The following is a 22,128-nucleotide window of genomic DNA, read 5'->3' on the forward strand; positions in this document are numbered from 1 at the left end:
CCACGGTACCGGTGGGGTCCGGTCCCGCGGTACCAGTTAAAACGTCCCGCCTTTGTGCGTAAACTCAGCTTCATGGAAAAACCCGGGACGCTTTTCGGATTGGCCTTTGGCGACGCCGCCCGCACAGATGAACCCGGATACCTGGATGAGCTCCGCCGAGAGGCTCTGGAAAACGCAATCCAAGACGCCGATAGGCGGGGATTCAAGGTGGAGGCCGGCGAAGAAACCTATGCGGTCCTACAAGCCGGAGAAACGCTGGTTGACGTCGAAAACGCCCCGGACCGGCTTGTTGTCCGGTGCACCGTTAAGCTCACCGGTCCGGGTTCGGAAAGCGTTCATGCCGTGGGACCCATGAACGGCTAAAGGCATCAATAATTGGCTGGAAGCCCCACGGCAAGTGGTCCATTCGGAACCGCCCCGGGCGCTACGCGCCGGCACCGAAATCTCACAGACACAGTAGGTAAGCGGGCCCCGGCGCACACTTACACCCCCAACAAAAGATGGGGCCGCCGGGGCCCATCAGAGAAGATTTGTGCGCACTCAGCCTCGTCAGGACCCCGCAGTGTGGACACTGTCCGCACCCCAGTTCTCCTTACGAACTCTGCTACGGCGGTTTCCGCCAACCCCTAACTCTCGCCAGGGTTCGTAAATCGATTTGCTAGGATGTCGCTCGATTGAGCATCCGCTCCTCGATAAAGGCAAACCCGGTGCGAGCCGGGGACGCAAAGCCACGGGGCCCACGAGGTCAGCCGGGCTACCGAACAGCAAAGGTCCCCGGCATGTTCCCGACTCCCGATTTGCCATGCGTCCAGCCCTGCGTGGCGCAGCCACAGAAGCCCAGCCTTAGTAACCGGGGCATTTGATGGCCGGGACTGACAAAGCAGCACCCGGCACGTCAACGGCGATCACCCGCGTTTTGCTGCGGGTTGTTACGGACGACGCTGGCCCCGACGGCGTGGACCGGGTACTGCTACGGGCAGGGTTGAGCCACCGGCGGGACCAGCTCCTAAGTGCGGATGGAAGGATTTCCTACTCGGACAAGCTGCGGCTTTTCGATGCTGCCGCCGACGAGCTCGCGAATCCGCGGATCGGACTCCGCCTAGGTGCCGTGTCGTTGCAAGACGACGCAATGGAGCCGTGGCGCCGGCTGGGCCGGGAACAAGGCTCGCCTGCCGCCACGTTCCGCGGCGTCTCCCCGTTCTCCACGCGCTTTGACTCCGCGACCCTGCTCACGTGTCACAGAGCCGAAGAGGGATCAGCCTCACTCAGCTGGAAGGTCCTGCCTCCCTACAAGCCCAACAGGGTCGACTGCGACGCCCAGATAAGTTTCCTCGCCCAAGTCCCCGTCCTCTTCGGGCTTCCTCGCGCGCGTGTGGCCCACGGCAACGCATGCCAGGTCACAGGCGCCTCAGAGTGCCGCTACGAGGTCATGTGGACCGTACCACCGCTTCAGCGTCTTTGCGGTCTGCTGCGCAAACCCGCCGCGAATAAAAGGGTAACCGACCCCCGCTCAGTGGCCGAGCACAGGCTGCGCACGTTGGAGGGCGCTGCGGCGGACTTGGCGAGCATGGACTCATTGGAAGAAATCCTGGACCGGATTCTGAACCGCACGGACAGCGCAGTACACGCCCCTGGCCACCTTCTGGCCGTGCGCACACCCGGCGGGGGGCGCCATGTTCGGACCCGCGGCCTTGGGGATGTACTAGCGGCGGCGCTGGATGAGAACGGAACTGCCCTGTCGCCGGACTCGTCGATTTTGGACGGACTACCCGTGATGAGCGCTCCAGTGGAGTCCGCGAGACATTTTTACGGCATTCTGGCCGCCGTGGCGCATACCGGGCAGGAATTCTTTCCCGACGACGCCGAGGCCCTGGCATCCTATGCACAGCATGCCGCCGTCAGCCTCGATATTGCGGGCGTCGTCGCCGAGGCCCGGGAACACGGAGAAACGGCTCATCTGCTGCTCAACGTCTCCGGTTCGCTGGCCCAGCACTCCACGGTACTCTCGCTGGCCGGCTCGATTGCCGACGCTGTACCGACCCTCTCCGGCGCCGACCGGTCCGCGATCGCCCTTTGGGATCCCGAAGCCGAACGCCTCCGGATCGCAGGGATGAGCGGATGGCACGGTGGGTCGGCAGAACGCCTCGCTTCCTACATCGTCGCCGCCCAAGACAGCCCCGAACTTACCCATCTGCTCGCTAGCCGCGCTCCGCTGCTGGTGGACAGGCGCGGGTCGGACTGGGCCCGTGGCATGCTTGACGAGTTCGATATCTCAGCCCTGGCTGCTGTGCCGATCCTAACCGGGGACCAGTTCGCGGGTATCGTACTGGCGCACTGGACAGGGGCAGCCCCGGCCACCCTGAACGGCGCTCTTACCGATCGCCTCAGCGGCCTGGCCGCCTTGGCCGCCGTGGCTCTGGAGAGAATCCGACTCCTTGAAGATGCCCGCCGGCAGGCTCTGCATGATCCGCTCACCGGCCTGCCCAACAGGGCCTTGTTGGAGGACAGGCTGGAAGCCTGCCTTGCGCGGGCCGCCCGGGATGGAAACCAGGTCGGCCTTCTCTTCTGCGACGTCAATCGGTTCAAAAGAATCAACGACGGACTTGGCCACGGCGCAGGTGACAGCGTGCTCCGCCACATCGCCGCCCTGCTGCAAGGGGCCGTCCGCGATGCGGATACTGTCGCCCGCTACAGCGGTGACGAGTTTGTGGTCCTCCTGCCCGATCTCGACGCACCTTCTAGGGTCGACCAGGTGGCTGCCATGATCCGTTCGAGCTTGGCGAAACCCGTCGAGATCGGCGGCAGGAAGGTGTTCGTCGACATTTCGATTGGATCCACCGTCGGCGGGGCAAGCCCCGGCGATCAGGCGAGCTCGCATGCAGAAGCGGGCCGGCGTCTCGTAGCGAAAGCGGATTTCGAGATGTACCGGGCAAAAGCCCGGGCCCGGGGCCACACCCCGCAGCGAAACCAGCGCACGGACTACCTGCGGCTCGAGGCTGACCTGCGCGGGGCCGCCGCCCGCGGCGAGTTGCGCGTCCAATTCCAGCCCCAATTCGACATGGCAACGAAGTCCGTAGTCGGCGCCGAAGCACTTGTCCGTTGGGAACATCCCGAACTTGGCCTGCTGGCGCCGGGAGAGTTCATTCCCCTAGCGGAAGACAGCAACCTCATCGCTGAGGTCGGCGCCCATGTCCTCTCCGTGGCCTGCCTTGCCGGCGCTGGCTGGCGGGCGGCGGGTCACTCCATGGAGGTTGCTGTCAACGTGTCGTCAGCCCAGCTCGGCGACGCGACCTTCCCGGCGCTGGTACGGGAGACCTTGAGCCGCTCGAAATTACCTGCCGCCGCTCTCACCTTGGAAGTCACCGAGTCCCAGGCCATGACCGACTCCTCCGTGAACGATCGCAACCTCCGCGAGCTTCGCGACCTTGGTGTCGGTATATCCATAGACGATTTCGGAACCGGCTATTCCTCCCTCGCCCAGTTGCACAGGCTGCCGGTCACAGAGGTCAAGATCGACCGGTCTTTCACCACGCGGCTCGGTGAAGACGGATCCGATGCATTTATCGCCGGGATCGTCGGGCTGGCCCATGGTCTCGGCCTGCTGGTGGTCGCCGAAGGAGTCGAGACATCAGATCAGCTATCCGCCTTAACGAAGATTGGCTGCGACCGCGCCCAAGGGTTCCTCTTGGGCAAACCGATGGATGCCCAAGAGTTCGAAAAACAACTCGAACGTTCGTGCCCAGCGCTGACCACTCAGCAATCCGCTTTCCCGGTTGCCGGAAGTGTTCTCTGGACCCTCATGTCGGACGCCGACGAAGCGCGCCAGCTAATTCATCGCGCCGCTGAGAAGGCGGGCTACAGGGTGGAGAGCTCGGAAGGGGCGGAGCTACGAATCCAGGTGCCCCGCTCCATCCGCCGGCGGCGGAGACCTGCGCGGTTGACCGGCGCAATGTCAGCCACCGGCGGGCGCACCGACGTCGTATGGACATCTGACGACGGCGGAAATGAGCTCGACGACCTGCTGCTCGAGGCCGAGGAAAATCTACCGGAGGGCGCCATGTATACCCACGGCCTCACGGACGCGGCGGCCGGGGCAGGACTCAGTTTCAGCGGCAAGCAAGCAGTCCGGCGGATTGTTGATCTCTTGGATCCACACGATGTTGTCCGAGCGCTGGGGAAAGGGCATCTCCACGACGAGCCCGGCTTCGTAGTCCTCACGGGCACGCGGCTGATGTTCGTGCCGGAAAGGAGGGAATCATCAGCGGGGGTGACCGCCTTGGTGCAGAACTCGATCGAGTCGATCATCCTCGGCAAACGAAGCTCCGGCGAGACCTTAAAAATCACAATGGCCGGAAGAGTCCTGGAAGTCACGCGACTAGGGCACGGGGAGGGACACAGCATCGTAAAAAGCTTTAGGGAAATCGCTGTCGAGCGGGAACGGATCGACCCAAACGGGAGGAACGTGCGCGGCCTTCCCGGCGAAGGGGTCGAATAGGGCCGGAGAGCTGATTCTTCCGGAGAAATCAGCAGTGCCAGGCGACTTCAACATCCACAACAACCGCCACTATGTCGGGACTAATTGGATCGGGGCGATATGGAGACGAACTCTCTCTCCACGCGGTGGGGCAATTTCGACCCTGGATGGAAGATTTACTGTGTCTGGAGGTCACTATCACGAGAATCGAATTAATCAGGCTGGCATCGTTTCCGGTCTTGCAGCACCAACAAATATGGGCCCCGAAGGGGCACCAGTGAACAGTTTGCGCACACTCAGAGACTCACAAATCCCTGACAAGGGAAACATGTGCCCGAGGAGGAACTCGAACTGCATTCCGTCCCTGGCACTCACCGGGAATGCGCGGAAACACCACCGCACCGGAATGAAACACTTCCACCACCCCCTCGTCGGCGACTTCGAACTCAACTACCAGGCCATGCATTCGGACGGGCCCTATTAGGTTCCTTCGCCCCCGTCCCGTTGTTGGCTTTGGTGTGATTGATTGTCCGTTCTCGGGCTACCTATATTATGTGCGGATGTCGACCCAACAGATTGAGCTCACCGTTCTTGGGAGTTCAACTCCGTTTCCTAGCCGTGAAAATCCTTGCTCGGGCTATCTCGTCAGTTCAGAATCCACGAAAATCTGGGTGGATGCGGGGACGGGCACGCTGGGGCCGCTTCAGAATCACGCTAACCTGACTGATCTCGATGCCATTTGGATATCCCACCTGCATGCCGATCACAGCGCAGATCTGCTAACTGCCTTTTACGCCCTTGTTTTCGCAAACATACGTCGGGCGGCACCACTGCCCCTGTATGGCCCTCCCGGAATTGCAGAGCGACTAGGTGACTATCTCACCAATGGAACGACGCGCGCGCCCATAGCCTCCGCATTCAAAGTGCACGAGTTGCACGATGGACACGTAGCCCAAGTGGGGCACCTTAGGCTAACTACCCGAGCCGTAGCGCATGGTATTCCAGCATTCGGTGTTCGGATCGCAACATCCGCTGCAACCCTCGTTTTTTCTGGAGATACAGCGCCATGTGCAAACCTTGCGGAGCTTGCTATGGACTGCGACGCCTTATTATGCGAGTCAGAAAGTACCGCACCACCCCGAGATCAACTACAGGTGCACCACACCCCCGAGGACGCGGGGAGAACAGCTACGGCCGCGAACGCCGGTCGCCTAATTGTCACGCACGTCGGTCGTTTTCTCAGCCCGTATGAGGCGACTCGGCGCGCTCAGACGGAGTATGCGGGGCACATCGAATATGCGAGTCCAGGAGCGGTTTTCACAATCGGCGGGGGTCAAACGCACGATCGTGCCATGGACGCACCCAGTCAGTGCGAATGACCGTCAGGGCTTCGTCGTGAGCTCCCGCACGAAGGAGCGGTCGGACGTCATCTCGATCTCGGCCATTCTCATAACTATGTCTCGCAACCAATCGGTGGTCTTGGCGTATCAACCACTAGTTGTGAGACACCTGAGTACGTCTGATCGGTGACTTCGTTCAGATCATGATCAGCGTGCCATCCACGGGCGGACCGCACGCATTGGCGCCGTCTCCGAGTTCCTGGACTGGATTGACGTCGTCCGCCCCGCATTGCCGTGCTTAGGACGGAAGGCCCGATCCCGGTCGCCCATGAGAGCGAGAGCATCGGCTCCCTATCGGCGCTTTAACGAAGCTCTCCCAGGAGTTTCCGCTGACGACAGGGACGAACATGAAGGTTTGGTCCCGGGTGACAGCAAGTCATGCAGTTCCAACCGCCCCCGGCCTTGAAGGGGTACAGCAACACCGCTGTCACAGTGCAGAGAGGGCCGCGACACAGCAACGGCCACAAAAACAAATGGGCCCCGACAGAGGGGCCCATAAGTTCACATTTTGTCCACACTCAGAGGCCCACAAGCCCCTGAACAGGGAAACACTGTGCCCGAGGTGGGACTCGAACCGGGTTCCAGACCCTGCAAATCCGCCACTCCCCCGAAAACATCCGCCATCCGGCCCAGTCCGGCACCAGTACGACCCGATCCGAAGCCGATGGTGTGCACATTGTGCACACCATCCTTTCTCCCCCGATTCGGTTCCCCAGCCGAGCTAGTTAGACGGCCGTCCGGCCGGGCGGTTGTGTCTCGCGTGCGATTTCGCCCCGATAGGAAAGGCAGGCCTTCGGAACCGAACCGTGTTTTGTAAGTGGTAAACGGCGGGGTGCCCGTTTCGGGTGCCATGCAGTCGACGACGTAACGACGGGCGGCCGGCGAGGGCGGCAATGATCCGGGGCCTGCTCTCAGCAACGGCAGGTTCTACTTCCTGGCTCGAGGCGACATGGCCAACGCCGATAGCGACCCTACTCCCCGCCCTCCTCGAGCGGGATGAGCATAGTGCGGAACGGACCCGCAACGGCATGGAGGCCCCAAATGCGATCGGCGACGTCGTCGATGCCATTGACAAGCTGAAGCTTAGGGATGCCCCCGGGGATCACGAGTTGCACGACACGGATGCCCCCAACCTCGAGTGCGTCGTGGAGCATCTCACCGTAGGCGCTCTCGGCCGGGAATGCGACCGATGTGCCTGCGAAGTCAGCGCGTGCCTTCACCGAGGTTCCGCCGTTGATCAGGATCACACTGCCGCCTCCTGCCTGACGCATCGCTGGCAGCACCGTACGCACCGCGTGAATGAGCCCGAGAGCCGAGAACCGCAATGCTTCCAGCGCCAGCTCAGGAGTCATGTCGAGCACCGGCTTCAGGTATTCACGCGCCGGGAGCGGGCTGTACTGCAACGTGGTGATGGGCCCCAGCTCTGCCGCGGCACGTGCGAGGGCGTCCTCAAGCGCCGCGGGTACTAGCACGTCCGCGGCGTAACCACGCGCGGTCAGGCCGCTGGCCACGAGCTCCGCGGCCATGACGTCAAGCTTCGACTGGTTCCTCGAGATCAGGGCTATCGAGAAGCCTTCGCGCCCAAACCTTCGCGCAACTGCCGCTCCAAGTCCCGGTCCAGCTCCGATGATAGCGATGACAGGCACGGTGGGTTCCTTCCACTGATTTATTGTCTTGACAATACCGAGGTCAGGTTGTGCGCCACTGTGTCGACATCGGCGTCGACACACCTGAACACCTGTGAGTCTAGTTCCCGCCAGAACACCTGTGACACTCACCACGATATACCCCCAGGGGTATCTCGGCCATCCCCCGCAGTTTCCCGCACCACACCGGATGCCAAGAGCCTTGGCCGACCTGGCGGCCCGCCGGTCTTCACTGCCGACTTTGACGCGTTCGCCCGGAAGTGCCAGAGGGGGCGCCCGACGCCGAGCGCCTGACCGCCTCCCTGAAGCGGACCACATCCATAGAGGAGGGCCAGGACTTCGGGGCTTCTCCCCACCTGTCAACCGATTTAGCCGCAGGGGCGGAGGCCTAGAAGCTGGGTACGGTGAAGCCTTGCCGGGCGAAGGCTTCGACCTCGGCCCCGGCGGCGATGAGCTCGACGGGGCGGGATGCGAATTCGTCGGCCAGGCCGAACTGTTCCACCAGGCCGGCGCAGGCCGTCGGCTTGACCCCGGAATCAATGAGATCCGCGAGGTGCTGGTCGGCCGCTCCGCTGCCGGCCAGCCGCACGCCGGGTCCGAAAAAGAGGACGCGGACGTCCGCGCCGCGCTTCATTTTCAGGCGGCTCGCCATGAGAAGCCCGGGAAGTCCGCGGTCTGGGGAATCGGTCAGGATCATGAATGCGATCTTGGCGGGGCTGGTGGATGTCATGGGTCCTCCTTCAAAAGGGGCTGTTCTGCCGGGCGGCAGGCTGTTTTTCTCACTGTAACGCTGTCGGTGGAAGTGCACTGGGCCAACCGCTGGGCTGCTCGCCGTCCCCGAAGGATCTGACTGTCAACCCCTGCCTGGGAGTGGCACACCCATCGGCGGCAGTCGGTGCTGCAGGAGAGGCGGGCCAGCCGGTGGACGGTACGACGATCCCCTGGCGGCGTGAGGGTGTGGCTCCGGCCCCCGAAAAATTAGTTGCCCGGAGCCACATCCTAAAAGTCATACTAGAACTCCGCCTCTGCGTTTGACCCGTATGACTTCATGATTTCTCCCCCAGCGACTGGTGCCGTTAGCGACTTTCATGCAGGGCGCTATGAATCATTCCGAAGGTGTCACTGACCTGACGCTGCGGCGGGGGCGACACGTAACTGTTGGCTGGCTATGCGAGGGACAGGAAGAGTTTTTCCAGGTCCTTGGTATCCATGCTGGAGTCCCCGCGGACCAGGCACTGTTCGAGGCCGCTGGAGATGATGGCGAAGCCCGCCCGGTCGAGCGCCTTGGACACGGCGGCGAGCTGGGTGACGATGTCTTTGCAGTCCCTGCCCTCTTCCAGCATGCGGGTGACGGCGGCGAGTTGCCCCTGGGCCCGCTTGAGCCGGTTGACGACGGGGGTAAGTTCCTTCGAATCAAGTTCCATATCAGGCTCCAAGCCGGTCGTTGGATTTATTGCCAAACCTATACCCCGGAGGGTATAACGGCGAGTGCTGACCAGCCGTGCTTTTAGTCTCAGCGCAGAGCTTGCAACATACCCCCGGGGGTATTATCGTTGTGTGTAGACCAACGGAGGAACCTCCTCCTGGACGCCAACGAAAGAGAGTCCCATGCTTATCGAGCGCATCTATGACGAAGACCTCGCCCAGGCCAGCTACTTCATTGGCTGCCAGGCAAAGGGCCAGGCCCTGGTGGTCGATCCCCGTCGTGATATCGCCGTGTACAAGAACCTGGCGGCAGCCAACGGGATGACCATCGTCGCGGTGACCGAGACCCACATCCACGCCGACTTCCTCTCCGGCACCCGGGAACTGGCGGCCGCTACCGGCGCCACCGCCTACGTTTCCGGCGAGGGCGGAGCGGACTGGCAGTACGGCTTCGAGGCCGAGCGCCTGAACGACAACGACGAGATCACCCTGGGCAACATCACGGTCAAGGCCCTCCATACCCCCGGCCACACCCCGGAGCACCTCTCGTTCCTGATCACCGACGGTGCCTTCGCGGACCAGCCCGGCTACCTGCTTTCGGGTGACTTCGTGTTCTCCGGCGACCTCGGCCGCCCGGACCTGCTGGACGAAGCCGCCGGCGGCGTCGACACCCGCTTCGAAGGTGCCAAGCAGCTCTTCGCCAGCCTCCGGGATAAGTTCCTCACCCTCCCGGACCACGTCCAGGTCCACCCCGGCCACGGCGCCGGCAGCGCCTGCGGCAAGGCCCTGGGCGCGATCCCGTCCTCCACGGTCGGCTACGAACGCCTCTACGCCTGGTGGGGCCCGTACCTGGCCGCGAACGACGAGCAGGGCTTCATCGACGAACTCCTCGACGGCCAGCCCGACGCGCACGCCTACTTCGCCCGGATGAAGCGTGAAAACCGGGAAGGCCCGGCCGTGATGGGCGAACGCGCACCCCTGGCCGAACTCGCCACCGCCGACGTCGCCGCCGACCTCGCCGCGGACAAGGTCATCTTCGTGGACACCCGCCCGAACAACGAGGTCCACGAAGGTACCGTCACCGGCTCCGTGAACGTCCCGGCCGGCAAATCCACCGCCAGCTTCGGCGCCTGGGTCGTGAACCCGGAAACCGACACCAACCCGCTGGTGCTCCTGGCCCCGGACCAGGCCGCCGCGCAGGAAATGTGGGACCACCTGGTCCGCGTCGGCATCGACAAGGTCGCCGGCTACGTCACCGGCCTCGAAGGCCTGCCGGTCTCCGTGCCGAAGCTGATCCAGCCCGAGGAACTCGACGGCTTCGACGCCGCGATGGTCCTGGACGTCCGCAACCGCACCGAGCACTCCGCCGGGCACATCCCCGGCTCCTACCAGCTCAGCGGCGGCCGCGTCATGTGGCACCTGGACGAACTCCCCGCCGAGGGCACCATCGTGTCCTACTGCCAAAGCGGCGTCCGGAACTCCGTCGCGGCCAGCGCCCTGCGCCGCGCCGGCTACGACGTCGTCGAACTCGACGGCAGCTACGCCGCCTGGGCCGCCTGGGAGCAGTCGCGGGAGTCCGTTTCCAGCCACTGATCCTTGCAGCACCTGAAGTAATTGATTGACAGCATTGGCGGCGGCCCGGAACACCGGGCCGCCGCCACACGTTTGTCCCGGAGAAGAAGAGTACACAGATGACGCCCGCTAATGCCCCAACGCCCCGGGACCGTGCAGTCGGGCGGGAAAACCCACGACATACCGGTCTCTCGCTGGGGCTGCGGCAGAACCTGGCCCAGTTCATGCTCCTGGTTACCGTCAACGCGCTGGTCGGCGGCACCCTCGGCCAGGAACGCACCGTGCTGCCGCTGCTGGTCGGTCAGGTCTTCCACCTGGACCTCTACACCTCCGCGCTGACCTACATCCTGGCCTTCGGGCTGGCCAAGGCCGGCACCAACTACTTCGCCGGGACACTCTCGGACCGGTACGGCCGCAAACCCGTCCTGATCACCGGGTGGCTCATCGCCCTGCCCGTACCGCTGCTGTTGATCTTCGGACCCTCCTGGGGCTGGATTGTCGCTGCCAACGTGATTCTGGGCATCAGCCAGGGCCTGACCTGGTCCACCACCGTTGTCATGAAAATGGACCTGGTCGGCCCGTCCCGCCGCGGCCTGGCCATGGGCCTGAACATGGCCGCAGGCTACCTCGGCGTCGCCGCCACCGCTCTGGCCACCGGCGACATCGCTGCCAACTACGGGCTCCGCCCCGGGCCCTTCCTGCTCGGCGCCGCCTACATCGCCCTGGGCCTGGGACTCTCGGTGTTCGCCGTCAAGGAAACCCGTGGCCACGCCCGGCTGGAGGCAGCCAACCACACCACCGCCCACGCCGGCGCCCACAGCGAATTAAGCAACCGGGAAATCTTCACCCTCACCAGCTTCCGGGACAAGTCGCTATCCTCGGTCAGCCAGGCCGGCATGGTCAACAACCTCAACGATGGCCTTGCCTGGGGCCTCTTTCCCGTCCTTTTCGCCGCCGCCGGACTCAGCATCGAAAAAATCGGTATCCTCGCCGCCGTCTACCCCGCCGTGTGGGGAGCCGCGCAGCTCGTCACCGGAGCCATGTCTGACAAGTACGGCCGGAAACGGATGATCGTCGGCGGCATGCTCCTGCAGGGAGCCGCCCTTGCGATGATCGCCCTCGGCCACGACTTCGGCATCTGGCTCACCGCGCCGCCGCCTTCCTCGGACTCGGCACAGCAATGGTCTACCCGACCCTCCTCGCGGCGATCGGCGACGTCGCCCACCCTGGATGGCGTGCCCGCTCGGTCGGCATCTACCGCCTGTGCCGCGACGGCGGCTTCGCCGTCGGCGCACTGCTCGCCGGCATCCTCGCCGACGCCTACGGCATCCCGACAGCCGTCTTGGTCGTCGCAGCTCTTACCGGAGCGTCGGGGATCCTGGTCGCAGTCCGCATGCGCAGCACCGACCACCACCCGGCGGGTTGAGTCCATTTCTCACCAGTTCGCCTCTCTCAAGAAGCCGGGTCGCCTCCGCGGTAGAGAGCCCCTCTGGGCCGGCCACTCCTTCTTACCCTTGAACCGGACCGGCGCCCGTACGCACGACCAGGACCGGACAGTTGGCGAGGTGCACGGCGTGGCTTGAGACCGAGCCCAGCAACATGCCGGCGAAACCTCCGTGTCCACGCGATCCGACCACCAGAAGACCGGCGTCGGCGACGGCCTTGACCAGCACGTCTGCAGGGTGGCCTTCGACCACGTCGCCGGTGACCTGGACCCCGGCCGCGGAAGCTTTCTTTACCGCGGCGTCGTGGATCGTCCGGGCGTTCAACGAGGCGGTCTACACCATCGCTCCGGAACGCGGTCACGCCGCGCTGCCGCGGGAGCGGCTGATCCAGCTCGCCGGTACCGCCGGTGTCCCTGACCTGAAGAAGTTCGAAGCGGATCTGGATTCGGCCGAGCTGAAAAACGCGGTGGCGAAGGATGCGCAGGAGGCAGCCGGGCTGGGTGCAACCGGCACACCTATCTTCCTGGTCAATGACACCCCGATCGTGGGGGCGCAGCCGCTGGCCACCTTTGAGAGGGCCATCGACGATGCCCTGAAATCGGCCCGGAACCGCTGATGGACATCGGTTATGCCGGGGCCTTCCTAGGCGGCGTCCTCACCCTGCTCAGCCCATGCTCTGCCCTGCTGCTGCCGGCATTCTTCGCCTACGCCTTCGCAACAAAGACACGGCTTGTCGCACGCACAGTCCTGTTCTACGCCGGCCTTCTGTCCAGGCTCGTGCCGCTGGGCGTCTTTGCCGGGGTACTTGGATCCCTGGTCACCGAGCACAGGACCGTGCTGGTCGGTGTCTGAGCGGCCATAGTGATCATCTTGGGCGTGGTCCAGATCAGCGGCATCGGGCTCCCGTCCGCCGTCGCCCCGACTGCCCAGGCCGGAACCACGCGGTTGTCCGTCTTTGCCTTGGGGACGGTCTACGGTGTCGCGGGAGTGTGCACCGGACCCATCCTGGGTTCCATCCTGACGGTCGCCGCCGTGGGCAGCAACGCTGTCTATGGCGGCATGCTGCTGTCGGTCTACGCCCTCGGCATGGCCGCGCCCCTGTTTATTCTGGCTCTCGTGTGGGACAAGCTGGGTATCTCCGGACGGCGCTGGCTGAGGCCGCGTCCCCTCAGGCTCGGAACCTGGTCCAACTCCTGGCTGATGATCATCTCCGGCGTAATTTCCATCGGTATCGGGGTGCTCCTGCTGGTCAGCGACGGCACCGCGGGACTGGGCGGCGTCCTCACCGTCCAGGAACAATTCACAACGGAATCCCTCGTGACGGGTGCTGCCGCCGGCATTCCGAACCTCATGGTCGCCGGAGCCGCGACCCTTGCCCTCGCCGTCGGTGTGGGACTCTATTTCAAAAACCGGCACGCCGAGCCCGCAAAAGACAGGACGCCCGATGACGCGCAGTAACACCCTGATATCCGCGCTGGCCCAGTGGCCCGGGCGGCGCTGGCTGGCGGCATCCGCCGCCGCCGTCCTCACCTACCTCGCAGTGGCCGTCCCCACAGACCTGATCGACACGCCCTTCTTCAGCCGGGAAGTCCCGCCCACCTGGTGGTCCTACCCCGCCCTCGGGCTCACAGCCGTCCTCACCGGGCTCCTGCTGGCCACCTACATCTCCCGCGAACCCGAGGTGGCAGGCGGCAGCGAGGAGGCGGACACCAAGGGCCGCTTCGGCGCCGCCGGAACCATTGTGTCGTTCTTCGCCGTGGGCTGCCCCGTGTGCAACAAACTGGTCCTGCTGGCCTTGGGCACCTCCGGCGCCATGCAGTACTTCGAGCCCGTTCAGCCTCTGCTCGCCGGCCTGTCCATCGCGCTGCTGCTGTGGGCGTTCCTCAAGCGTGCCACCTCCGAGGACCGCTGCCCGGTCCCCCCGGTGCGGTCCGCGGCCGCAGGTTCAGCCGCCCGCAGCGGACACTGACCGTCCCGCCCTACTTTGGGGGGTGGCCTTACAGCCAAACGCGGTCGCGATTGTCACCCGGTCGCCCAGAACGTAGCTGTGCCGGATTTCGACGTCGCGGGCCCGATGGCAGCCGGTACGCTCGATCAGCAGCAGGGGGGCGCCCAGGCACAACCGAGCAGGACAGCCTGCGCCGGGCTGGCGGGCACCGCAGTTAATTGCTCGGTACCTCCATCCAGCACGACGCCGCAGCGCCGGTCGAGTTCGCCGTACAACGAGGCATCACGGAAGTCCGCGTCGAGGAGCTTCTTTGCCGTCGACGCCGGAAGCCAGACCTCGTCCAGCCCGATCGGTTCGCCGTCGGCGAGACGAACGCGGGAGAGGTGGAAAAGCTCCGCGTCCGTCGGCAGGCTTGGCCGCCACGGCCGGGACCACGACAAGGTGCTGATCCAACACCACGCTGCTGTGCTCCATCCCGGACTCCCGGATTGACGCCAGCACGCTGTAGATCGGGCCGAAGGCCGTGCTCCTGCCGGCGACCACCGTCGGCTTCTTTCCTGGATGGGCGGTGATGTGTCCGGCATCGCGCAATGGCTTCAAAGCCGCCCGGATCGTGCCCCGGCTGACGCCATACCGCCGCGCCAGTTCCAGCTCGCCGGGAAATTGCGTCGCGAACTTCCCGGCGAGGACGTCTTCAAGGAGCTCGGAACTGACGCTTTTCCACAGCGGGGCGCCCTTGGCACGCCCCGCGGCCTCCGGACGGGACGCCGCCTCGGGGTCCTGGTGATCGATCACGCCGCCTCCGTCCCGGGGTTAGTCCTGAACTGCCGGAAAGCTCCCGGCCATACGACGTTACTCCATCGCCGGCACCTCACGCCCAGCCCGTCCAGGTTGATGCAGCACTGCGCTCCCGTCGGCGACTCCAGAACCGGCAAAAACCCATCTGCTCATAGGCTTCGGCACCGCTGCGGCCGAGAAAGGCTACCGGATCAGATACACCGTCCGTCGCCACCCGGCTCGTCAATTAACTCCTCAAAGCCCGCAGAACGCCGACGGTTCCGTCGATATCTATCCCCAGCACACCGACTAGGCATGGCCAGAACTGGCTGCCAACTCCGTCCGGGAAGTTCTGCACTGAGTGTCAGAAGTCTCCTGCGCCGGGACCGTGCTGTTAGACAAAGCTTTGGCCGCGCTTTCAAGGCGGTCTTCCGTCCGGTAAGTGGTGGCTGATTGATTCGGTGGCCACTCCGGATAAATGGTTGAATCATCGAACGAGTTGGTTGTAGGATGCAACCATGCAAGAAGATAGCGAGTCGGACGCGGTCGTGCTGCAGGCGCGGATCATTGCTTTCGTGCGCGCGTTCGGGTTGTATCAACCGGACCAAACCCCCTGCGGTCAGGCCTTATCTGTTTCCGAGGCCCATACGGTGACCGAGTTGGACCGTGACGGTCCACTCACTCAGGTCGAGCTCGCGGGGCGGCTACGGCTGACCAAGAGTACGGTCAGCCGCCTGGTCGACCAGTTAACAGCCCGCGGCTGGGTGCAGCGCCGCAAGCGGGATGGCGACGGACGCCTTGTGTGGCTGGAAGTGACCGACGCTGGACGCCACGCCGCTGGTGAGCTGGCCACCGCCCGCGCTGCACGCTTCTCCAGCCTGCTGGAGGCCATCCCGGCCGGCCGCCGCCAGACCGTAGTAGACGCCCTGACCCTCCTCGTGAAAGCCGCAGATGAACAACATGACCAGCACTGATGCCAGCCGCCCACCTCGCAAGCAGCGGCGCCGCTGGTGGCTCGCGGGCGCCGCCGCGTTGATCCTGGCGACCGGCGGCATCGGCTACGCCATGGCCACCGGGCATCAGGCCGCCAACGGAGAGGCGCAGACGATGGTTGCCCACGCCGCCCAGGTCATGCCGTTCGACTTGAACGCCACCACACACACCTTCACGAAAACCACGACCGGAGGGGTCGAACAGATCGTCGCCAACAGCGCCCGCGACCAGCACAACATCACCCTGATCCAGCAGCATCTAAGCAAGGAAGCCGACCAGTTCGCGCAGGGAAACTACAGCGATCCAGCGAACATCCACGGTACCGCCATGCACGGCCTGCAGGAACTACAAGCAGGCGCGTCCCGGATGCAGAGCAACTACGAGCAGCTACCCATGGGTGCAAAGATCACCTTCACTTCCAGCGATGCCACCCTCGTCACCGCCCTGCATGCGTGGTTCGACGCGCAGACCATGGACCACGCAATGCCGGGAATGGGCGGCGGAAACTAGCGGGCATTCATCGCTGAGATGCCATGCGGAGCGCGGACCGGTACCGAAACCGTCGCTGTGATTTCACCCGGCGCCCCACGTCGGCGCATCGCCTAAGGGGAACATCACGGCCGGCCCTGCTTGTCAGATATACCCCCTAGGGGTGTGTTTGGCATGTTTTCAGTGAAGGCGTTTGTCCAGGCTCCGCGGCATTCGCCGGGCCGTCACGGCCGTCCAACCCCAGCACGACCTTGACTCTGCCCGGACTAATCTCGACCGCGCGGTGGAGGATGCCGCCCAGGACCTCGCCCAGGCCAAGGCCACCATGGCGGCCGGGCAGCACACCGACCTCGCGGGCCCCGTCGCGGGCGTCGAGGGGGTCCTGAACCAGGTGCAACAGCAGCTGCAGTCAGGCAGGATCGACCCGATCGCCGCGTTGCAGCGCATGGAAGCGGCACGCCAGGGACTGGATCGGGCCCTCTCAGGGGTGCGGAACCAGCAGGATCAGGCGCGGCGGGCCGGGGAGGCTCTCCAGCAGGCCATCATGCACGCACAGGCCCGGATCTCGGTCGCCGCGGACTGCATTGCCGCACGGCGCGGCGGTGTGGGAGCCGGAGCCAGGATGCGCCTGGCCGAAGCGCAACGCACCCGGATACCGCGCTCTCCCTCCAGCAGACGAACCCTGGATCTTCCCTGACCCACGCACAGCAGGCCGGAGCTCTGGCATCCCGAGCGGCAGAGCTCGCCCACTCCGATGTGCAAGGTTTCGGCGGTCTGGACAACCGCGGCTACGGCGGGGGCATGCTCGGGAGCCGAGAGTGCGGCGGGCGCCTCGGCGGGGCCGTACTGGGCGGGATTCTGATCGATTCGATCCTGCACGGCGGCGACGCAGTCCGGGACGGCGACTCCGGCGGCAGCGGAAGCGGCAGCTTCTGATCCGCCACATCGTGGACCATTTTCGGTCCGTCAACGTCATCAATTCCCCCGATCGCCAAGTCCGCAGTAGCTCAGGCACTGTCCCATGTTCCAGGCGCGGGCCACGGACGCGCTCCCCGGCCGCTTAAGCAAACCACGGGTTCTATTCGACTGCGGTGGCCTGTTTGTCCAGGGCGTCATCGACGCCGCCGATCATCGTCAGGGCGGCAGGCTTGTTTGTCGGCGACCCGAATGGAGCGCGGCGGGTGAGGTATGGCCCGGGGGCTTCGCACCCGACCCCGGGGCATGGAAGAGCACGGGGGTCAGGCGATCTGTTCCGTGGGCATGGCCAAGGTGACCCAGTCGTGCAGTCCTCCCCGGTAGTAGGCCAGTCCGGATGCCGGATACCCGGTTTCCAGCAGCGCCCGGATGGCCGTGGGTGACTGCGGGCATTGCGGGCCGTTACAGAAGAAAATGCTCAGCCTCGAAACCTCGAATTCATCCCTGAATCCAATAATCCGGTCGTGCGGGATGTTCACCGCGCCTGGAATCGTAACCCCAGCCCTGGAGTCAGGTACGCGGCAGTCGATCAAGAGGGCGCCGCCGCTGACCTGCTCCAGGAGTTCGAGCTCGCCGAGGGTGACCACCCGGGTGCGCACTGCAGTGGCTGCAGCTCACCCCATTTTGTGTCCACCGCTACCAGATCCGGTTCGCCCTCCACCTCCCTGGGCACGCTGACCGGAGCCTGAGGACGCATTCTCGACATTCGCTTCATTACGGCCGGTTCGACTCCCATGCTCCCACCCTAACGCGGCCGCAGTAGCATTCCACCCCGGCGTCGGCGGTGGCCGCCAGGTTCGTTGTGCGAACCGTGGTATGCCATTAGCGGGCATCCTCCGGCTAAGCGTCGGTCGTATCGTGACCGGGTGCAGTGCCACTGACGGACGAGGACCCAATTCCCGGCTTGAAGCCGCCAGCGAATCCAACGCCCGGCCACGCCCTGCCATATACCCCCATGGGTATTATGGTGTAGTCTTAAAGATGATCACCGCTGGCCGGTCAGTACCGGTTTCGCGGGATAAGGAGACTGTAATGATGGGTGGATATGGATCAGGTATGGGCTGGTCGTGGATGTTCTGGCTGCTGCTGATCGTCGGGGTCCTGCTGCTTGCCGGTCTGGGGATATGGTTCTTTTCGGCCGGCGGGCGCCGCGGCGGATCCGCGGGCTCCCCGGACGCCGGAGGCACCGGGCTTGCGGGCCGTGGAGGCGCACCCCGGGAGATCTTGGATGAACGCTTCGCCAGGGGTGAGCTGACCGCGGAGGAATACCAGGAACGCCTCAAAGTCCTCAAGGGCGAGAGCTGATGCGGCCTGTCCGCCGACGCACTGCCCTCATTCTGGGGGGCGCCGGAACCGCAGCCGCGCTGACTGGCGCGGCAGGCCTGTTGTGGGGCTCCGGAGCCGGGTACCAGCCGTCCGGCGGCCAGGACCTCAGTGAACCCGAGGTCCTCCGCAGCAGCAACGGGACGCTGCAGGTGCGCTTGAGAGCGTCACAGGGCCAGGCAAGGATCGCCGGCACGAATGCCACCGTGTTGACCTACAACGGGTCGGTGCCCGGCCCGACTCTGTTCCTGAGGCCCGGTGACCGGGTGAACGTGACCTTGGAGAACGGCCTGCGGGATCCGACCAACGTGCATGTCCACGGCCTGCACGTCTCCCCGCAGGGCAACAGCGATAACGTGCTCCTCTCCGTTGATCCCGGGACGTCCTTCGACTACGAATACCGGCTTCCCGCGGACCACCCTCCGGGCGTGTACTGGTACCACCCCCACCACCATGGCATGGTCGCCGACCAGGTCTTCGGCGGACTGTACGGTGCCATCATCGTCGAGGACCCGCACCCTGTCCCGGTCTCACGGGACCGGGTCATGGTCATCTCGGACATCTCGCTGAACAGCGACGGAAGCGTCGCTGCCGTGTCGGCGATGGAGAAAATGATGGGCCGGGAAGGCCGCCTGGTTCTGGTCAACGGCCAATTAAACCCGCACCTGTCGGCCAAACCGGCAGAACGCGAGCGGTGGAGGATCATCAACGCCTGCACCGCCCGGTACCTGAAACTGCGCCTGGACGGCCAGCGCCTGCAGCTGCTTGGACTCGATTCCGGCCGCTATCAGAACCCCCGGGACGTTGAGGAGGTGTTGCTGGCTCCAGGCAACCGGGCCGACCTCCTCGTCACCGCGGCCCCCGGCTCGGCGGTGCTGCGTACCCTGGCGGTGGACAGGGGAACCGCAGGATCCATGATGGGCTCCAGTACCGGAGACCAACAGGGCCAGGCCGACACCAACGGGACCGTCCTGGCCACTTACTCGGTCAGCGGCGAACCAGCCCTGTCCGCGGAGCCGCTCGCGGCCCAGCCTGCACCCCGGGACCTGCGGTCCGCTGCGGTCACGGCACGGCGGGAACTGACCTTCGCCATGGGCATGGGCATGGGCATGGGGTCGGGAATGAGCTTCACCTTTAACGGCAAACCGTTCGACCCGGCCCGGATTGACACCACCGTCCCGGCCCGGGCCCTCGAGGAGTGGTTGCTGACTAACACGAGCCCAATGGACCACCCTTTCCATCTGCACGTATGGCCCATGCAGATCATCGAAACGGCCAGCGGTCCCATAGCCGACCCCGAGTGGCAGGATGTGGTCAACGTCCCGGCCCGCAGCAGCGTGCGCGTCCGGATCGCGTTCGATGATTTCACCGGCAAGACCGTCTACCACTGCCATATCCTCGACCACGAGGACAGCGGCATGATGGGCCTCATCGAATCCCGCTGACACCGCGAGTCGGCGTCTTTAACTCACAGTAAAACCCAATGAAGGAGACTATCTATGAGCTACGCACACACCATCACCGTCGCCCTGCCGTATGAGGAAGCGGTGCTTCGGACCAGGGAGGTGCTCCTGGGCCAGGGCTTCGGGGTCCTCTCTGAAATCGATGTCCGCTCGACCTTTGAGGCCAAGCTCGGGGAGGAGAGCGGACAGGCCCTGGGCGACTACCTCATCCTGGGCGTCTGCAATCCCGCCCTGGCCCAGCGCGCTCTCACCGCGGAACCGGACATGGGGCTGCTCCTCCCCTGCAACGTCGTCATCCGGCGCGGCCGCGACGCCGACGCGACCATCATCCAAACGATCGACCCGCAGACAATGGTGCAGCTCAGCGACGCCCCGGCCGTCGCCCTGGTCGCCGGCGAAGCCGACGACCGGCTCCGGGCCGCACTGAAAGAGCTCCAAGCCGACTGAGACCCGGCCGGCCTCCGGACCGGCGGCTCATGGGACGCGAAACAGGCGCCGCTGCCTTACTTTTGTGTCCGCGTGCGCATCTGAGCATGGCTGGCCGCCGCCGGCCCCCGGATACAGATTGCAGACACCCTCCGGGCCGTTGGGCCCTGTTTGGGGGGCGGCCTGGACGTATTTTCACAAGTGGAGGTCTGATCATGATGGATGGCTGGTACGGGAATGGCTGGGGTATCGGCGCGTGGGTCGCCATGGCCGTGTTGATGCTGATTTTCTGGGGTGGCGTGGTAGCCGTCGTTATTCTCCTGCTTCGGCGTCCCCATCCGGGTGACGGACCGATCGCGCCGCGGCCGCCGCACCACGACGCCGAGCGTATTCTCAGTGAGCGCTTCGCCCGCGGGGAAATCGACGAGCAGGAGTTCACGGCCAAGCGCACGGCGCTGAGGCGCCAGGATTGAACTGAAAATGTCAATCTGAATCGAGCCCACGATGGACCTAATTTGCAGTCTCATTGGGGCCCGTCTACGGCGTCGGAGATCGCAACATTTCGCCGGGAAGGGAAGAGTAGGGATGGTGTGGCCATCCCTGCTCTTCCCAGAATTGAAAACTACCCCGGCCCCGGGGTGCCTCGAATGAATCGGCGGCCCCCTTGTCGGGTTGGATGGTTGTTTCTCAGAGAAGCCGTGTAACGGCGGCGATCAGCTCGGGAAGTGTCTCCGGAATTGCTTCGGTGAGGGTGGTATCCGGCATCTTCTTGACTGACGTGCCTGAGACCGGCAGACGGCCCGTCGGCCCTGAAAGTGCCACGTAGGTGCCGTCGTCGTTCTTCTGGAGGAAAAGCATGAATTCCTCCCCTGGCTGCATGATCGCGTCGCCTTCCAAAACGACAACTGAGTCCTTCAGAGCCCCGCCGGTTTGCTGCACCGTTATGGTCGCTGCCGGCTTGGTTCCCTTAAGCCACGATTTAGCAGTCACCGTAGCGTCCGTGAAGGGGATGCCATCAACAGGTGCTGCCGGTGCGGACTTCTCAACTGTCCCCACGACAATTGCGTCAGCGCTCTGGGTGAGGTCCTTCAGTGCCGGGTATGCCTTGGCCCAGCTTGCGCTTATGGACGTGGTCTTGGCTGGCGCTTGTGCCTGCGGCGAGGCGCAGCCAGTCAGGAGCAGAGCTCCGGCAAAGACCGCAGCCATTGATGGGAGAAATGGAAGTTTCTTCACGGTGGTCCCGCTTTCAGTAAATGGCGTTGACGCCGGCGATTTCGTCACTTGTTTGATAGTAAATTCCGCAACGATTGGGTGTTGCCGAGTTCATCAGGTAGCAAGCGCCCACGTGCTTTATCCCAAGGGGGTCCCCAGCTCATGGGCAGCAACGCCGCGGGTTGTTGTGTAGGTGTACCCGTCGGTGTAGTACGAAGTTGGGTACGCATTCATTGGTGGTACAGGCTTCGGGCGGTAGAACGGTAGGTAATACCGTCCCACGTGACATTGGTGATCCGTGTCTGGCGCAGACGAATGTTGGCGGTTCCCGTCGTGACATGGAAGTTGATATCGGTCGCGCTGGACCGGTTGGAAGTGGCCGCTGACCAGCCGCTGGAATTTTGCCCGCTTTGGCCGCCATCAATATAGACGGCAACGGTTGAGGAGCCCCATTTATAGCCGGACCAGCTGTCCGCCTGGGCGGGCAGGGCGGTTGGGTGTTGAAGAGAAGTGCGAAGAAAGCTGAAATACGCGTGAGGCGGCGCAACAGCATCTGGATC

At 64.4% G+C, this 22,128-nt stretch carries 23 protein-coding genes, 3 pseudogenes and 1 riboswitch; of the genes and pseudogenes, 18 read left to right on the forward strand and 8 right to left on the reverse strand.

Translation table 11 applies throughout. The features are described 5' to 3' along the window. Positions 1–72 precede the first annotated feature (72 nt). The 3 genes from ABIN76_RS03300 to ABIN76_RS03310 all read left to right on the forward strand — a co-directional run bounded on the left by ABIN76_RS03300 (position 73) and on the right by ABIN76_RS03310 (position 5,853). Positions 73–363 carry a hypothetical protein gene (locus ABIN76_RS03300; RefSeq protein WP_346958284.1) on the forward strand — a complete coding sequence of 97 codons (291 nt, stop codon included), beginning with the start codon at positions 73–75 and terminating at the stop codon, positions 361–363. Between the two features lie 324 nt (positions 364–687). Then, positions 688–762, forward strand: a riboswitch (cyclic di-GMP riboswitch). Between the two features lie 814 nt (positions 763–1,576). Then, a complete protein-coding gene (locus ABIN76_RS03305; protein WP_346958285.1) occupies positions 1,577–4,495 on the forward strand; it encodes an EAL domain-containing protein in 2,919 nt (972 codons plus the stop codon). Between the two features lie 539 nt (positions 4,496–5,034). Then, on the forward strand, positions 5,035–5,853 hold the full coding sequence (locus tag ABIN76_RS03310) for an MBL fold metallo-hydrolase (protein WP_346958286.1): 819 nt from the start codon (positions 5,035–5,037) through the stop codon (positions 5,851–5,853). Between the two features lie 992 nt (positions 5,854–6,845). Here ABIN76_RS03310 and ABIN76_RS03315 read toward each other — a convergent pair. From ABIN76_RS03315 to ABIN76_RS03325, 3 genes are all read right to left on the reverse strand, one after another. Continuing rightward, the gene (locus ABIN76_RS03315) at positions 6,846–7,520 is read right to left on the reverse strand and encodes an SDR family NAD(P)-dependent oxidoreductase (protein WP_346958287.1); all 675 of its coding nucleotides are present in this window, start codon (positions 7,518–7,520) and stop codon (positions 6,846–6,848) included. A 388-nt stretch (positions 7,521–7,908) separates the two neighbouring features. Then, the gene (locus tag ABIN76_RS03320) at positions 7,909–8,250 is read right to left on the reverse strand and encodes a hypothetical protein (protein ID WP_346958288.1); all 342 of its coding nucleotides are present in this window, start codon (positions 8,248–8,250) and stop codon (positions 7,909–7,911) included. A gap of 436 nt (positions 8,251–8,686) precedes the next feature. Then, complete coding sequence (locus ABIN76_RS03325) at positions 8,687–8,944, reverse strand: metal-sensitive transcriptional regulator (RefSeq protein WP_346958289.1); 258 nt, start codon at positions 8,942–8,944, stop codon at positions 8,687–8,689. Positions 8,945–9,128: 184 nt separating this feature from the next. Between ABIN76_RS03325 and ABIN76_RS03330 the strand changes: the two genes are divergently transcribed. After that, positions 9,129–10,538, forward strand: a complete 1,410-nt coding sequence (locus ABIN76_RS03330; protein WP_346958290.1) for an MBL fold metallo-hydrolase — start codon at positions 9,129–9,131, stop codon at positions 10,536–10,538. A gap of 203 nt (positions 10,539–10,741) precedes the next feature. After that, positions 10,742–11,943, forward strand: a pseudogene (locus ABIN76_RS03335) (MFS transporter). An 82-nt stretch (positions 11,944–12,025) separates the two neighbouring features. On the opposite strand, the gene ABIN76_RS03340 reads toward ABIN76_RS03335, so the two are convergent. After that, entirely contained in the window at positions 12,026–12,214 is a 189-nt protein-coding gene (locus ABIN76_RS03340) for a universal stress protein (protein ID WP_346958291.1), read from the reverse strand. On the opposite strand from ABIN76_RS03340, the gene ABIN76_RS03345 reads away from it, so the two are divergent. Genes ABIN76_RS03345 through ABIN76_RS03360 form a run of 4 tightly spaced genes read left to right on the forward strand, consistent with a single transcriptional unit; the run spans position 12,180 to position 13,931 of the window. Then, the gene (locus tag ABIN76_RS03345) at positions 12,180–12,578 is read left to right on the forward strand and encodes a DsbA family protein (protein WP_346958292.1); all 399 of its coding nucleotides are present in this window, start codon (positions 12,180–12,182) and stop codon (positions 12,576–12,578) included. The two genes, ABIN76_RS03340 and ABIN76_RS03345, sit on opposite strands and share 35 nt — an antisense overlap. After that, positions 12,578–12,814 carry a hypothetical protein gene (locus ABIN76_RS03350; protein ID WP_346958293.1) on the forward strand — a complete coding sequence of 79 codons (237 nt, stop codon included), beginning with the start codon at positions 12,578–12,580 and terminating at the stop codon, positions 12,812–12,814. Before ABIN76_RS03345 ends, ABIN76_RS03350 begins: the two co-directional genes overlap by 1 nt. Positions 12,815–12,823: 9 nt before the next feature. Beyond that, complete coding sequence (locus tag ABIN76_RS03355) at positions 12,824–13,420, forward strand: cytochrome c biogenesis protein CcdA (protein WP_346958294.1); 597 nt, start codon at positions 12,824–12,826, stop codon at positions 13,418–13,420. Then, positions 13,407–13,931, forward strand: a complete 525-nt coding sequence (locus tag ABIN76_RS03360; RefSeq protein ID WP_346958295.1) for a hypothetical protein — start codon at positions 13,407–13,409, stop codon at positions 13,929–13,931. Before ABIN76_RS03355 ends, ABIN76_RS03360 begins: the two co-directional genes overlap by 14 nt. A gap of 125 nt (positions 13,932–14,056) precedes the next feature. Here ABIN76_RS03360 and ABIN76_RS03365 read toward each other — a convergent pair whose 3' ends face one another. Beyond that, a complete protein-coding gene (locus tag ABIN76_RS03365; protein ID WP_346958296.1) occupies positions 14,057–14,350 on the reverse strand; it encodes a UTRA domain-containing protein in 294 nt (97 codons plus the stop codon). Between the two features lie 124 nt (positions 14,351–14,474). Further along, a pseudogene (locus tag ABIN76_RS03370) lies at positions 14,475–14,705 on the reverse strand (GntR family transcriptional regulator); the annotation flags it as partial. 117 nt (positions 14,706–14,822) lie between these two features. Between ABIN76_RS03370 and ABIN76_RS03375 the strand changes: the two are divergent. The 5 genes and pseudogenes from ABIN76_RS03375 to ABIN76_RS03395 all read left to right on the forward strand — a co-directional run. Continuing rightward, positions 14,823–14,935: pseudogene (locus tag ABIN76_RS03375) on the forward strand (ATP-binding protein); the annotation flags it as partial. 270 nt (positions 14,936–15,205) lie between these two features. Next, positions 15,206–15,661 carry a MarR family transcriptional regulator gene (locus ABIN76_RS03380; protein WP_346958297.1) on the forward strand — a complete coding sequence of 152 codons (456 nt, stop codon included), beginning with the start codon at positions 15,206–15,208 and terminating at the stop codon, positions 15,659–15,661. Beyond that, positions 15,648–16,190, forward strand: coding sequence for a hypothetical protein (locus ABIN76_RS03385; RefSeq protein ID WP_346958298.1), 543 nt, complete (start codon positions 15,648–15,650; stop codon positions 16,188–16,190). Before ABIN76_RS03380 ends, ABIN76_RS03385 begins: the two co-directional genes overlap by 14 nt. Positions 16,191–16,452: 262 nt before the next feature. Beyond that, positions 16,453–16,866, forward strand: coding sequence for a hypothetical protein (locus tag ABIN76_RS03390; RefSeq protein ID WP_346958299.1), 414 nt, complete (start codon positions 16,453–16,455; stop codon positions 16,864–16,866). Between the two features lie 104 nt (positions 16,867–16,970). Beyond that, the gene (locus ABIN76_RS03395; RefSeq protein WP_346958300.1) at positions 16,971–17,105 is read left to right on the forward strand and encodes a hypothetical protein; all 135 of its coding nucleotides are present in this window, start codon (positions 16,971–16,973) and stop codon (positions 17,103–17,105) included. 302 nt (positions 17,106–17,407) lie between these two features. Here ABIN76_RS03395 and ABIN76_RS03400 read toward each other — a convergent pair whose 3' ends face one another. After that, a complete protein-coding gene (locus tag ABIN76_RS03400) occupies positions 17,408–17,743 on the reverse strand; it encodes a rhodanese-like domain-containing protein (protein ID WP_346958301.1) in 336 nt (111 codons plus the stop codon). A gap of 433 nt (positions 17,744–18,176) precedes the next feature. Here ABIN76_RS03400 and ABIN76_RS03405 point away from each other — a divergent pair, with 433 nt between their 5' ends. The 4 genes from ABIN76_RS03405 (at position 18,177) to ABIN76_RS03420 (ending at position 20,829) form a co-directional block, all read left to right on the forward strand. Then, positions 18,177–18,449, forward strand: coding sequence for an SHOCT domain-containing protein (locus ABIN76_RS03405; protein ID WP_346958302.1), 273 nt, complete (start codon positions 18,177–18,179; stop codon positions 18,447–18,449). Further along, a complete protein-coding gene (locus ABIN76_RS03410; protein WP_346958303.1) occupies positions 18,449–19,912 on the forward strand; it encodes a multicopper oxidase family protein in 1,464 nt (487 codons plus the stop codon). Before ABIN76_RS03405 ends, ABIN76_RS03410 begins: the two co-directional genes overlap by 1 nt. A 54-nt stretch (positions 19,913–19,966) precedes the next feature. Next, positions 19,967–20,377: a DUF302 domain-containing protein gene (locus ABIN76_RS03415; RefSeq protein ID WP_346958304.1), complete on the forward strand. Its 411-nt coding sequence runs from the start codon at positions 19,967–19,969 to the stop codon at positions 20,375–20,377. A gap of 194 nt (positions 20,378–20,571) precedes the next feature. Beyond that, positions 20,572–20,829, forward strand: a complete 258-nt coding sequence (locus ABIN76_RS03420) for an SHOCT domain-containing protein (RefSeq protein ID WP_346958305.1) — start codon at positions 20,572–20,574, stop codon at positions 20,827–20,829. A gap of 214 nt (positions 20,830–21,043) precedes the next feature. On the opposite strand, the gene ABIN76_RS03425 is transcribed toward ABIN76_RS03420, so the two are convergent. Beyond that, positions 21,044–21,637, reverse strand: a complete 594-nt coding sequence (locus ABIN76_RS03425; RefSeq protein ID WP_346958306.1) for a hypothetical protein — start codon at positions 21,635–21,637, stop codon at positions 21,044–21,046. Between the last annotated feature and the right edge of the window lie 491 nt (positions 21,638–22,128).

Origin of the sequence: uncultured Arthrobacter sp. (genome assembly GCF_964021775.1) — a bacterium.
Lineage (GTDB): Bacteria > Actinomycetota > Actinomycetes > Actinomycetales > Micrococcaceae > Arthrobacter.